Annotated in this window: 12 protein-coding genes; 6 read left to right on the plus strand and 6 right to left on the minus strand. The window is 35.2% G+C overall.

The annotated features are described in order from the left end of the window. Nucleotides 1–3: 3 nt before the first annotated feature. From pyrR to FORMB_RS00295, 5 genes are all read right to left on the minus strand, one after another. A complete protein-coding gene (gene pyrR / locus FORMB_RS00275; RefSeq protein ID WP_069675552.1) occupies nucleotides 4–543 on the minus strand; it encodes a bifunctional pyr operon transcriptional regulator/uracil phosphoribosyltransferase PyrR in 540 nt (179 codons plus the stop codon). A gap of 98 nt (nucleotides 544–641) precedes the next feature. After that, nucleotides 642–977 carry a DUF4870 domain-containing protein gene (locus FORMB_RS00280; protein WP_069675553.1) on the minus strand — a complete coding sequence of 112 codons (336 nt, stop codon included), beginning with the start codon at nucleotides 975–977 and terminating at the stop codon, nucleotides 642–644. A 49-nt stretch (nucleotides 978–1,026) separates the two neighbouring features. Next, on the minus strand, nucleotides 1,027–1,827 hold the full coding sequence (locus tag FORMB_RS00285; RefSeq protein WP_069675554.1) for a sulfite exporter TauE/SafE family protein: 801 nt from the start codon (nucleotides 1,825–1,827) through the stop codon (nucleotides 1,027–1,029). After that, complete coding sequence (locus FORMB_RS00290; RefSeq protein ID WP_069675555.1) at nucleotides 1,824–4,730, minus strand: FAD-binding and (Fe-S)-binding domain-containing protein; 2,907 nt, start codon at nucleotides 4,728–4,730, stop codon at nucleotides 1,824–1,826. The genes FORMB_RS00285 and FORMB_RS00290 overlap by 4 nt, the downstream gene beginning before the upstream one ends. A gap of 208 nt (nucleotides 4,731–4,938) precedes the next feature. Beyond that, on the minus strand, nucleotides 4,939–5,505 hold the full coding sequence (locus FORMB_RS00295; protein ID WP_069675556.1) for a hypothetical protein: 567 nt from the start codon (nucleotides 5,503–5,505) through the stop codon (nucleotides 4,939–4,941). A gap of 450 nt (nucleotides 5,506–5,955) precedes the next feature. On the opposite strand from FORMB_RS00295, the gene FORMB_RS00300 reads away from it, so the two are divergent. The 3 genes from FORMB_RS00300 to FORMB_RS00310 all read left to right on the plus strand — a co-directional run bounded on the left by FORMB_RS00300 (nucleotide 5,956) and on the right by FORMB_RS00310 (nucleotide 7,924). Next, nucleotides 5,956–6,630, plus strand: a complete 675-nt coding sequence (locus FORMB_RS00300; RefSeq protein WP_157498047.1) for a hypothetical protein — start codon at nucleotides 5,956–5,958, stop codon at nucleotides 6,628–6,630. Nucleotides 6,631–6,912: 282 nt separating this feature from the next. After that, nucleotides 6,913–7,473: a DUF6438 domain-containing protein gene (locus FORMB_RS00305; RefSeq protein WP_069675558.1), complete on the plus strand. Its 561-nt coding sequence runs from the start codon at nucleotides 6,913–6,915 to the stop codon at nucleotides 7,471–7,473. A gap of 94 nt (nucleotides 7,474–7,567) precedes the next feature. After that, nucleotides 7,568–7,924 carry a helix-turn-helix domain-containing protein gene (locus FORMB_RS00310; protein WP_069677837.1) on the plus strand — a complete coding sequence of 119 codons (357 nt, stop codon included), beginning with the start codon at nucleotides 7,568–7,570 and terminating at the stop codon, nucleotides 7,922–7,924. Between the two features lie 14 nt (nucleotides 7,925–7,938). On the opposite strand, the gene FORMB_RS00315 is transcribed toward FORMB_RS00310, so the two are convergent. Then, on the minus strand, nucleotides 7,939–8,415 hold the full coding sequence (locus tag FORMB_RS00315) for an Lrp/AsnC family transcriptional regulator (protein ID WP_069675559.1): 477 nt from the start codon (nucleotides 8,413–8,415) through the stop codon (nucleotides 7,939–7,941). A gap of 192 nt (nucleotides 8,416–8,607) precedes the next feature. Here FORMB_RS00315 and FORMB_RS00320 point away from each other — a divergent pair, with 192 nt between their 5' ends. Genes FORMB_RS00320 through FORMB_RS00330 form a run of 3 tightly spaced genes read left to right on the plus strand, consistent with a single transcriptional unit; the run spans nucleotide 8,608 to nucleotide 12,721 of the window. Next, nucleotides 8,608–9,768: a homogentisate 1,2-dioxygenase gene (locus FORMB_RS00320; protein WP_069675560.1), complete on the plus strand. Its 1,161-nt coding sequence runs from the start codon at nucleotides 8,608–8,610 to the stop codon at nucleotides 9,766–9,768. Between the two features lie 22 nt (nucleotides 9,769–9,790). Further along, the gene (hppD, locus tag FORMB_RS00325; protein ID WP_069675561.1) at nucleotides 9,791–10,948 is read left to right on the plus strand and encodes a 4-hydroxyphenylpyruvate dioxygenase; all 1,158 of its coding nucleotides are present in this window, start codon (nucleotides 9,791–9,793) and stop codon (nucleotides 10,946–10,948) included. Between the two features lie 12 nt (nucleotides 10,949–10,960). Next, on the plus strand, nucleotides 10,961–12,721 hold the full coding sequence (locus FORMB_RS00330) for an aromatic amino acid hydroxylase (RefSeq protein WP_231925554.1): 1,761 nt from the start codon (nucleotides 10,961–10,963) through the stop codon (nucleotides 12,719–12,721).

Consider the following 12,721-nt stretch of genomic DNA (forward strand, 5'->3'; position numbering starts at 1 on the left):
GGTCTAATTTTTTATCAAATAAACGGCATCTTCACCGCTTGTTTCTTTCCAGTTTACCAATACTTTTTCGTCATTAATAGCATCGACTTGCCGGCCTCTGTAATCTGGCTGTATGGGTAAATGTCTGCTAAAACGTCGGTCTATAAGGGTTAGCAATTCAATCTCATTCGGACGTCCAAACGATTGGATGGCAGTCAAAGCCGCACGAATACTTCGCCCTGTATATAACACATCGTCAATAAACACAACGCGTTTGCCTTCAATCAAAAAATCAATTTCGGTAGAATTTGCTTCGAGTACTTTATCCGATCGCCTAAAATCATCTCTATAAAACGTGATGTCTAACAAACCTAATTGGACGTCAGGAAGCTTATATTCTTCCATTAAAAGCGTCTTTATGCGTTGTGCTAAAAAGATGCCTCTTGGTTGTAAACCAATTAAAACGGTGTTAGAAAAGTCGGTATGTTTTTCAATGAGTTGACAAGCCAATCGATGTAGAATGATGTTTACTTCCTTATTGTTAAGTAAAACTTTTGGACTCATAGTTGTTCAACGTATTCGAAGTACAAAGGTAATGAAAAAATTAAAATAACATTGCTGCTTGATGATTTAATGACAGTGAACCTCAACACTGCAAGACATTATTTTAAAAACGGGATGCTATACGGATAGACAGGTAGCTGTTCATCGCTTGCTTTAATTGCATTTTTGATTGGATATACAATTGACATCACTAAAATTACAATTAGGCCTATAATCCCCACTCCTACAAAAACTAACGGGATGCATATAAAGCTGTAAATCAAAAGGCTAAACTGAAAATTTAGAATCATTTTTCCGTGGGCATCTAAGTCTTTTATTTTATCTTTTTGCGTAAACCAGATGATAAGAGGAATTAGGATGCTTCCAAATGCCAACGCAAAGGTTGCTAATTGAGAAAGGTGCATGAGCACGATGGCTTGATTGTCTTGTTTCATGATTTGTAGGTTTATCTATTTGACGCTAACAAAGGAAAAATGTTACAACTTAAGAAATCAATTCCTTGAAAATAATTACCACAGCCATTAGAATCATAAAGCGAGCAAAGTTGGTTTTTAAGGTCGATTCACGTATATAATTTGAAATATAAGTACCCACAAAAATTCCTAAAACAGAAATGACTGTAAAGAGCATGAGAAAATTCCACTCAATTTCTAAGAAGGACACATCAGAACTAAATCCAATAAGTGAATTAAAAGTAATAATTATTAATGAGGTAGTGACGGCTTGTTTGATTGTTAATCGTGCGAATAACACCAATGCTGGCACAATAATAAATCCACCACCAGCACCTACCAACCCTGTTAAAACACCAACGCCTAGCCCTATAAAAATCAATAAACCATAATTCTTATTGGTGTTTAAATTCGTGATGGTTTCTGTTTTGGGTTTTTTCATCATAAGAACAGATGATAACATTATAATACTACTAAAAAACAACATCAATCCCATCTCTTTTGTGATGTCAAAAGATTCAGAAGATAGCAGCACCTCTGGAATATTGGGGATTAAAAAACGGCGTGTCAGAAATACAGACACCAGTGCTGGCAATGTAAATATACCTGCAGTTTTGTATTCAATCAACTTCTTTTTTAGATTAATAAGTGTTCCAATAGCCGCTGAAGACCCAACGACAAACATAGAATAACTGGTGGCGATGACAGGGTTTAATTTAAATAGATAAACAAATATCGGAACTGCCAAAATAGAGCCTCCACCTCCAAAAAGACCGATCACAATACCTGTTAAAAAAGCTCCGAAATATCCTATAAATTCTAAATAACTCATAGTGGCTCATTTAGTGCGTCGTACAGAACCTCAATAGGATGCAGGGCTGTTTTATTCACTCCGTCTCTAATTTGATGCCTACAACTTGTACCAGAAGCCGACAAGAGAACGTCTGTATCTAAACCTCTCAAAGAAGGAAATAAGCGGTCCTCTCCTATTTGTTGGCTTAATTCGTAATGTTCTTTTTCATAACCAAAAGATCCCGCCATACCGCAACATCCAGCGTCTATGGTTTCAACCTTGAAATTAGGAGGGATAGCTAAAATAGTTTCGGCATACGTATTGGAGGACAATGCTTTTTGATGGCAATGTCCATGATAATGGATGGTTTCTGTTTTTGTGGTAAACTTTGAAACGTCAATCTTATTTTCGGTCATTTCATTGGCTAGAAATTCTTCAATCATAAATACATTTTGGGCTAAATTTTCAGCGTTGGATTTCAACTCCACATCAACAAGGTTTGGATATTCATCCCTAAAACCTAAAATGGCAGACGGCTCAATTCCCACCAAGGGCCTATCTTTAGAAACCAAATTACTAAAGGTGTTTATATTTTCTGTAGCAATGCTTTTAGCTTGGTCTAAAAATCCTTTTGAAATATAGGCACGGGCACTTTCAGGATGTTTGGGCATGTGAACCTTATACCCTAATTTATTTAAGAGTAAGATTGTTTTTTTACCAATTTCTACGTCGTAATGATTGGTGTATTCATCACAAAATAAATAAACGCTTCTTGGATGATTTCCCTGTTGAACGCTGTCAAACCATTGTCGTAACGTTTTAGACTGTAAGTTTGGAAGCGACCGTTTTGGATGCACGCCTATGAGGGATTTAAACCAAGAGCTTTTTCCAATAAAATTATAAATACCTGCAAACCGACGAGCAACCGCATTTATTTTAGCATTGTGTGCAATGAGTTTACTTCGGAGTGAAACCGGATTTGTTTTTTGATACTGATATAAAAACTCTGCTTTCAGACTTGCCATATCAACATTGGAAGGACATTCTGATTTACACGCCTTACAAGACACACAAAGGTCCAACGCTTCTTTAATCTCTGGATGATCGAACGGATTCTCTTTAGTGTTTTGGGTTAAAAATTCTCGTAATACATTGGCACGACCCCGCGTAGAATCTTTTTCATCCAAGGTCGCTCTATAACTTGGACACATGGTTCCACCTGCAAAACTTAATTTTCGACAATCGCCAGAGCCATTGCATTTTTCTACCGTGTTTAAAATACCTCCAGTTGATTCAAAATTATAAAGGGTTTCTACTTTTGGAAGGGTTTTATCTGCTTCGTAACGCAAGGCAGCATCCATCGGAACGGCATTCACAATTTTCCCTGGATTGAACAGTGCTAAAGGATCCCAAGTCGATTTGATGCGTTTTAGAAGTTGGTAATTTTCCTCCCCTAAAACTAAGGGAATAAATTCCGATCGAACACGGCCATCGCCATGTTCTCCACTGAGGGCTCCTTTAAATGATTTTACCAATTTTGCAGAGGCTTCACTAATAGATCGAAACAATGCCACATCTGTAGATGATTTTAAATTTAAGATCGGTCTTAGATGTAATTCCCCTGCCCCAGCATGTGCATAGTACACCGCTTTTTGATGGTAGGATTTCATAAGCGTGGTAAACGCTTCAATATAAAGTGGCAAATCGTCCAAGGCCACAGCGGTATCTTCAATACAGGCAACAGCTTTAGCATCTCCTGGAATATTTGCCAAAAGTCCCAAGCCTGCTTTTCTCAAATCCCATACTTTATTGCAGTCATCTCCTTCGACTAATTTATAGGCATAACCTAAGTTAGAGGCTTTAAGATTCGTTTCTAATTGGAAGGCCTGTTGCTTGGCATCCTCTAAAGTATCGCCTCTAAACTCCACCATTAGAATTGCTTCTGGATCGCCTTCGACAAAGAATCGATTTTTTTGCTGGGTGATGTTATCTTTGGTACAATCCAAAATGGTTTTGTCCATCAATTCACAAGCAGAAGGTGCTTGTTTCATGGCGATTAAGGTCGCTTGAAGGCTTTCGGTTATGGAATTGAAATGCGCATTTAAAACCACTTGAAAAGGTTTTGGCAAGGGCACAATTTGAAGTTTTAGTTCTGTGGTAAATGCTAAAGTACCTTCGGAACCACAAAGTAGTTTAGAGAAATTAAAATCCTCCTTAGATTCTTCAAATACATTGGTTTGCATCAATGCATCTACGGCATAGCCTGTATTGCGTCGCGTAATGGACGCTTTTGGATAGCCTGTCTCAATTTGTTCCCGAATGATGTGATTATCAAGCTCTGCGAAAATATGTTTGTATAAGGCGGCTTCTAACGAAGTGCCTTTTGTTTTTGAGATAAATTCTTCTTTACTAAGAGCTGAAAATTCAACATCGCTTCCATCACTTAAAATGGCTTTGACTGCTAAAGTGTGATCGCGGGTGGCTCCATACACAATGGAAGTCGAACCACAAGAATTATTTCCGACCATCCCTCCCATCGTACAGCGATTGGCAGTCGATGTATTAGGTCCAAAAAAGAAACCATACGGTTTAAGAAATGTATTCAAATGATCTCGAACCACACCGGGTTGTACACGCACCCATTGTTCTTGGGTATTAATTTCCAAGATCTCATTCATATATTTAGATACATCTACAACGATTCCATCGCCAACACATTGGCCTGCTAAAGAGGTGCCTGCCGCACGCGGAATAATTGACAATGCATTAGCACTTGCAAATTCAATCAAACGTTTGATGTCTTCTGTTGTTTTTGGAATGGCAACCGCATAAGGCAACTCTCTGTACACAGATGCATCTGTGGCGTACAAGGTTTTCACAAGATCACTGTCGTAAAGTTCTCCAGATAGCTGCTGTTTTAAAGATGTGAGATGTGTTTGCAATAAAAATAAATATAGAAAGTTTAAAGGTATGAAAATGGATGGTTTTTAATGAAGCGGTTTAAACTTTTTTAAAAAAACATAAAAATATTGTGAACCTTAGCACTCTAAAACATGATAACCAATGCGTCTTACCTTTCATTAATACCCTAAAGTCTTATTTATTTTGAACATATACACTAGTAAATAAAATGTTAAATAGGTTTTATTACTAACAATAGAGTTCAATATAGTTTTGAAAAAAAAGTTCAACACTTTTTAATTTTAAATTAGATTTTTTACTTTTTATTAAATAACTACTCGAAGTGCTTATTTCAATATGTTCAAATTTTTCAGGTGAAAAATAACGCTTCACATAGATTCCGTAAGTGTTGAATCGTTTTGTTTGAGCCACCGTTCCGTCAATATTTATATTCGCTTTGTTGACTTTTTTATTTAGCTCGTCTTTTGTCGGTGACCCTATAAATCCAAAAGAACTTGATTTATTTTTGGAATAGATCTCTAAAACAACTTTTATTATCGTGTTAAGAATGATTAAGAAATTTTTCGCACCAGACGACCCCTTTCTGATTGACTTTTTATTTAGCAAACTATAGCGATAGCTCGAATCTTTATGGTTTTTTTGAAAGAACTTTATTATGTAAATATTATCTGGATGGTGTTCAACTTCAAGCACATAGGCTAAGTTGTAGGTACATTTAAAAGAATATAAATCCGTTTGAATGCCGTTTAATGTAGTCTTGCCTACGGGTTTATAATTAAAACAATGGCCTAGCAAACTATTTTAACTTATAAGTTTAGATACGTATAAGCCATTGAACGGTTTTCTTTAACATCCGATGGAGTCAAAACTTTGGCTTTATGAATTACTTTTTTAGAAGACAAAAAAGCCTTCTTTGTAGTCTTAGGATTTTTACTAATTTTTATAATATTTCCCATGATTTAATTGTTCTTATTTCAAAATTACAATATGTGTAGCGAATCACATATAACTATTTCATAATATATATTTATATTATATTTATTTTTAATAACTTTATTCTATATAACACGTTTCGAATCACTACTTTTTAAAGTACAAACATACAATGAATTACCCTAAAATTATGAACACTCACAAATTTGGAACACTTATTGAATGCTTATAAAAAACTAGGAAAGCGCAATTTTATATTTGGCGCTGTACAAGAAAGTTAACAATCAAATCAATACCTTTACAACTTAAGAAATGCCAATACACTTTATGAATCGAAGTTTGATGCTGTTACTGTTATTAATTGGAATGCAACATGCGGTGTATTCACAGCTAGATACCAATCAAGAAACATTTCGGATCAAAGCATTGGCATTAGAGCGCAATCCGCTGTCCGATCAGTTTCCTTTGACGCTCTCTCCTATTGTGGGATTGACCGATAAAGGATTTGAAATCACCATGGGCATCAAACCGATTGATGGCTTTGCAAAAAAAAAATATGGCATCACCGAAACGCGCGATGTGGTAGATCCTACTTGGGAGATCAAACAACAATTTAATGAGAATCACAAAGACGTTTCTAAGTTTTCGAGGAATTACTATCTCGGCGACATTAAAACCAAATCCAAATACATTCGTATCCTCTGTCGAGATCACGAATATGAAGACGGCGATCGGATTAAATTAATGCTCAATAAAGCCATCATTCATCCGAATATTACCCTTCGTAATTCGGCCTATATTATTGACATCGAATTAAAAGAAGGGTTAAATACCATTGAATTTATCGCACTTAACGAAGGAAGCTCCAGTCCCAACACCGCCCAGCTAAAGGTGTATAATGAAAGTGATAGCCTCATCGGCTCCGGAGAATGGTTATTGACCACGGGCTATAAAGCAAGCTTGATTGTATTGAGGGAGACTTTTTAGTTTTAGATACGAGTTCTCGGTTAGGTAATTGCCTCCAACACATATACAAAACAAGGGAGTGAACTCCCTTGTGAAAAGCCACTTCGACCATTTCTAAAGGTCAAGTGATTAACTCTTTCCCATTTTTAGCGTCTTAATCTTAAAATTTATATATTTGGAACAAGAACCTTCCCAAATCGGGTTCCGACTCTTATGACAAACCTGCGCTCTTTTCAACAAAAGCATCTGTTAGTATTTCAGCAATTTTTTCTTTGCTCACTACATAATTTAAAAAAATAAAAAATGTACAGAAATAGAATAATCTTTTTGATGGCTTTTAGTTTACTATTTGTAAGTTGTAAAAAAAGTAACAATGAATTGAATTTTATAGAATTCTCATCTTATGAATGTTTTGGGAATTGCCCAGTTATGGATATTAAAGTTCTTAACGATACATTATACGTGAATTTTATTAAATATAATTCCCGTTTAGGTTTGTATTATAAAACACTAACGTCAATTGAAAAGGATCGTTTAAATAAATTAGTAACTAAATTAAAAAATAATGAAGTAAAAGATTCCTATGATGGAAATGTGGTAGATGTTGGTTACTATAAAATGAGAATATGTTCAGGTAAATTTGAAGCAAACACCAGTTATTCTCATGGCGAAGCGCCCAAATATATTATTGATTTGTATGATTTTCTTTTTAACATAAGTTATACTTCTAAAATTAAAGCAATAAAAAAAGCTATGGTGTTTTCAACAAGAGGAATATCATATCTGGACACTTTGTCAATGCCTCCACCACCACTTGCACCAGATTTTGAGATTGAGGAAATTGAAATAGATCGTAATAATTAGGTCTGTAAATTAAAACCTGTTTGGTTTTTAAATCCCTTAAAATCAATGAATAAATTTAAAAAAATGATGAAATTGACGTTAAAACAATATGATTATGAATATTAGCCCTCTAAAAACAGAACAAGACTATAACCTAGCTTTAGAGAGGTTAGAGATTATCTTTCACGCAGAAATTGATTCACCAGAAGGAGATGAAGCCGAAGTACTTTCAATTTTAATTGAAAAATATGAGGAAAAACATTACCCCATTGCAATGCCAGACCCAATTGAGGCGATAAAATTCCGTATGGAACAAATGGGGATGAAACAAAAAGACTTGGCAGAAATCGTTGGATTTACAAGTCGAGTAAGTGAAATACTAAATCGCAAACGTAAGTTGACACTGAGTATGATTCGAAAATTAAATACAGCTCTAAATATTCCAACAGAAGTATTAGTTCAAGAGTATTAGAGAAACCACAATCATCACATCAAATGATCCAAATTCACCTCATTAGTCGATTTACTTTGTGACAGCGCCACATAACTTTGTACGTTACTTAAATCGGTTATAAGAGCGAGTTTGGTTAAGATAAATTGTTCGTAGTCTTCTATATCCACTAATACTAATTTTAGTAAATAATCAAAATTACCCGACACACGGTGGCACTCTACTACTTCAGGAAATCCATCAATGGTTTTGACAAATTTCTCTAAATAACTCCGTGTATGATTCTTAAGAGCAATTCCAGCAAAAACAGTCAATTTTAAACCTAATTTTTTGGAGTTTAAAATCGCAGCATATTTACTAATAAAACCCCTTTTTTCTAATTTTTTAATACGATCAAAAACAGGAGTTGTGGTCATCCCTAAGAGGTCGGCGATGTTCTTTATGGTACGGTTACTGTTTTGTTGTAACAGCCTTAATATTTCAATATCGGTTTTGTTCAGTTTTTCGAGCATCTAGAAAATATATATATTAATGGTTTTAAAATTATTCGTAAAAAGAATAAAACTATTTATTAATACAAAAATACATATAAATATTCTTATTTAGAAACTGTTTTAGTAATAAACAAATAAGTAACTTATATTATATTTAGATTTGTTCTTATCAGTTATTTTAAATACTGACTTAAATTTTAATCTTATATTATGCCTAGATATCATACGTTAGGAAAAATTCCGCCTAAGCGACACACTATTTTTAAAGATGCAAACGATAATTTCTATTATGAAGAATTGTTTGGCACCATCGGGTTTGATGGCATGTCAACTTTGATGTACCATACACAACGCCCTACACAAGTCAAAGCAATCTTAAAATCTTACGATGTAGCGCCAAAAATTGCGGTGTCTAAAAACATGAAATCCTTAAAACTTGAAGGTTATCAAGTGGCTCCCGTAGATGATTATTTAGAAAGCAGAAAATGTGTTTTGGTCAACAAAGATTGTCAAATTAGTTTGGCAGCTCCTAAAGAATCGTTAACCAGTTATTTTTATAAAAATACCGATTCTGACGAAGTGCTATTTATCCATGAAGGCTCAGGGAAACTGAGAACTAATTTAGGAAATATAGAATTTAAGTATGGGGATTACCTAGTAATTCCACGAGGAATCATCTATCAAATTGAGTTTAACGATGCAAACAACCGTTTATTTATCGTTGAATCCAAGAGCCCCGTTTACACCCCAAAACGTTATAGAAATTGGTTTGGACAACATGTAGAAGGTGCGCCTTATTGCGAAAGAGACCTCCACCCGCCTACTGAACTTGAAACGTTTAATGAAATGGGCGATTTTATAATCAAAGTAAAAAAACAAGATACCATTCACGAATACGTGTATGCAGCGCACCCATTTAGTGTGGTTGGTTGGGATGGCTATAATTTTCCGTATAAATTTTCTATTCACGATTTTGAACCCATTACAGGGATGATTCATCAACCGCCACCCATTCACCAAACATTTGAAACAAGCACCTTTGTCATCTGTTCGTTTGTTCCTAGACTTTATGATTACCACCCAAATGCGGTACCAGCACCTTACAATCATTCTAACATTGATTCTGATGAAGTCCTCTATTATGTAGATGGTGATTTTATGAGTAGAAATGATATTAACAAGGGGAGTATTACCCTACACCCTGCGGGGATTCCACACGGACCACACCCAGGAACCATGGAAAAAAGTATTGGTAAAAAAGAAACTTTTGAACTTGCAGTGATGGTGGACACCTTTAGTCCGTTAATGGTGACGGAAGAAGCTATAAAATTACAAAACGAAGATTATTATAAATCCTGGATTACAGAATAAAAAAATTAAAAAACTAACGGATATGAGTAAAATAGAAAATGTAGAATACGGATTGGAAAAAATATTTAAAGAAGCACAAGATTTTCTTCCGTTATTAGGAACTGATTATGTAGAATTTATTGTAGGTAATGCAAAACAAGCAGCCCACTTTTACAAAACTGCTTTTGGATTTCAATCGCATGCTTATAAAGGATTAGAAACAGGATGTAAAGATTATGCATCTTATGTAGTAAAACAAGATAAAATAAGAATCGTATTAACCACTCCACTTAATCCAGATTCATGGATGAACGAACATTTATCTAAGCATGGTGATGGGGTGAAAGTTGTTGCTTTGTGGGTTGATGACGCTAAAAAGTCGTGGGAAGAAACGACCAAAAGAGGTGCAAAATCTTATATGGAACCAAGGGTTGAAAAAGACGAACATGGCGAAATAGTGAGAGCTGGAATTTATACCTATGGTGAAACCGTTCACATATTTGTAGAAAGAAAAAACTACACAGGGGTGTTTTTACCAGGTTATAGAAAATGGGAATCAGAATACAATCCTGAACCTATGGGTCTTAAATTTATAGACCATATGGTAGGGAATGTTGGCTGGAATGAAATGGATATCTGGGTAAAATATTACGAAGATGTTATGGGCTTTGTAAACTTCTTATCTTTTGATGATAAGCAAATTACAACAGAATACTCCGCATTAATGAGTAAAGTAATGAGTAACGGAAACGGAAGAATTAAATTTCCAATTAACGAACCTGCAGAAGGAAAAAAGAAATCTCAAATTGAGGAATACTTAGACTTTTACAATGGTCCAGGAGTGCAACATATTGCTGTTGCCTCAAATGACATCATTGATACGGTCGCAAAAATGAGAGCTAAAGGGGTTGAGTTTTTAAGCACACCACCCGACGACTATTACAAATCTGTTCCAAAAAGACTTTCTGATCACAACCATGAATTAGCAGAAGATATTGAAAAATTAAAATCTCTTGGGATTATGATTGACGCAGATGAAGAAGGGTATTTATTACAAATATTTACGAAACCTGTAGAAGACAGACCCACCTTGTTTTTTGAAATCATTCAAAGAATGGGTGCTAGAGGGTTTGGTGCTGGAAACTTCAAAGCCCTATTTGAATCTATCGAAAGAGAACAAGAAAATAGAGGAACCCTTTAATTGGATATTTTAATGCCAACAGCCATTCATGGACATACAATGCAGTTTAACAGCGTTACTGAAAAGCTACCGAAGCACCTTCATAAGTTTATAGTACAACAACCTTATAAAGACTATACGGCTCAAAATCAAGCGGTATGGCGGTATGTGATGCGTTTGAATATTCATGTTTTAAAACAAATAGCGCATAAAAGTTACAGCAATGGTCTAAAAAAAACGGGAATCGATGAGGAAACAATTCCTAAAATGGAAGGCATGAATCGCATTCTGAAAGACATTGGATGGGCAGCCGTTGCTGTCGATGGATTTATTCCACCCAATGCCTTTATGGAATTTCAAGCCTATAATGTGCTCGTAATTTCTTCTGATATTAGAACCATTGACCACATAAATTATACACCCGCTCCCGACATTATTCACGAAGCAGCAGGACATGCGCCTATCATTGCAAATCCAGAATACTCGGAATACCTAAGACGGTTAGGAGAGATTGGTTGTAAAGCCATTTCATCACCCAAAGACGATGAAATGTACGAGGCCATTCGGCTTTTATCCATTTTAAAAGAGAATCCAAATTCTACAAAAACAGAAATTTTGGAAGCTACCAAAGCTGTAAATACGCTTCAAGAAAATATGGGTGAACTTTCTGAAATGGCTAAAATTAGAAACCTCCATTGGTGGACAGTTGAATATGGACTTATTGGAACACTCGAAAATCCAAAATTATATGGCGCAGGTTTGTTATCTTCCATCGAAGAAAGTCAATTGTGTTTAAAAAAAGAGGTGAAAAAAATTCCGTATTCAATTGAAGCAGCCGAAGTCAATTTTGACATTACCAACACTCAACCCCAATTATTTGTCATTCCTAACTTTGCAAGTCTTAGCTTTGTTTTAGAAAAATTTGCAAATACCATGGCGATACGAACTGGCGGTTTAAAAGGGTTGAAAAAACTGATTGTTTCCAAAAAACTGGGAACGATCGAATTGAGTACAGGCATTCAAGTGTCAGGAATATTTAACAACGTTTTAGACGCCAACAACACCCCTATTTACTTTCAAACCAACAGTCCAACAGCATTATCTGTTAATGGAACCGAACTAATTGGGCACGGAACCGAACAACACCCTAGTGGGTTTGGGAGTCCCGTAGGAAAATTAGAGGGAATTAATATTGCGATTGAAGACATGTCTCCAAAAGACCTGGAAGTTTATGGTATTGTGGAAGGTAAAACGACCCGTCTTAATTTTGAAGGGGGCGTCACAGTTGAAGGAAAAATCATTACAGGCAAAAGAGATCTTCAAGGAAAAATTATTTTAATCACGTTTAAGAACTGTAGAGTTACCCATTTTGAGACCGTCTTATTTGATCCGAGTTGGGGTGTTTACGACATGGCCATCGGAAACCATATCTGTTCCGCATTTGCGGGTCCAGCGGATTCAAATTCTTTTGAAGATATATATACGATTTCAGAAACGAAAACCGCTAAAATCATTTATTCTGATAAAGAACAACAACTGCATCAACTGTATGAAACCGTAAAAAATCATAGAATTCAAAAAATAGTAGATTTTAATTCTTTAACATCTGTATTTAAGGAAGTTAAATCAAACTATCCCTCAGAATGGTTAATCTTATTGGAATTGTATGAGTTGGTTTACGATAAAGATTTATCTTTAATGGATGCGGTTTACGAGCAGCTGCTCACATTGAAAAAAAACAAACATTTTACCAAGCTCATCACTGATGGTTTGGATTTAATTATTAAAAAATAA

It is taken from the genome of Formosa sp. Hel1_33_131, from assembly GCF_001735745.1.
Lineage (GTDB): Bacteria > Bacteroidota > Bacteroidia > Flavobacteriales > Flavobacteriaceae > Hel1-33-131.

Coding starts and splice junctions, on each gene's coding strand:
- FORMB_RS00310 (WP_069677837.1), top strand. CDS start 7,568: ATGAATATTAGCCCTCTAAAAACAGAACAAGACTATAACCTAGCTTTA.
- pyrR (WP_069675552.1), bottom strand. CDS start 543: ATGAGTCCAAAAGTTTTACTTAACAATAAGGAAGTAAACATCATTCTA.
- FORMB_RS00305 (WP_069675558.1), top strand. CDS start 6,913: ATGTACAGAAATAGAATAATCTTTTTGATGGCTTTTAGTTTACTATTT.
- FORMB_RS00300 (WP_157498047.1), top strand. CDS start 5,956: ATGCCAATACACTTTATGAATCGAAGTTTGATGCTGTTACTGTTATTA.
- FORMB_RS00285 (WP_069675554.1), bottom strand. CDS start 1,827: ATGAGTTATTTAGAATTTATAGGATATTTCGGAGCTTTTTTAACAGGT.
- FORMB_RS00330 (WP_231925554.1), top strand. CDS start 10,961: ATGCCAACAGCCATTCATGGACATACAATGCAGTTTAACAGCGTTACT.
- FORMB_RS00280 (WP_069675553.1), bottom strand. CDS start 977: ATGAAACAAGACAATCAAGCCATCGTGCTCATGCACCTTTCTCAATTA.
- FORMB_RS00315 (WP_069675559.1), bottom strand. CDS start 8,415: ATGCTCGAAAAACTGAACAAAACCGATATTGAAATATTAAGGCTGTTA.
- FORMB_RS00320 (WP_069675560.1), top strand. CDS start 8,608: ATGCCTAGATATCATACGTTAGGAAAAATTCCGCCTAAGCGACACACT.
- hppD (WP_069675561.1), top strand. CDS start 9,791: ATGAGTAAAATAGAAAATGTAGAATACGGATTGGAAAAAATATTTAAA.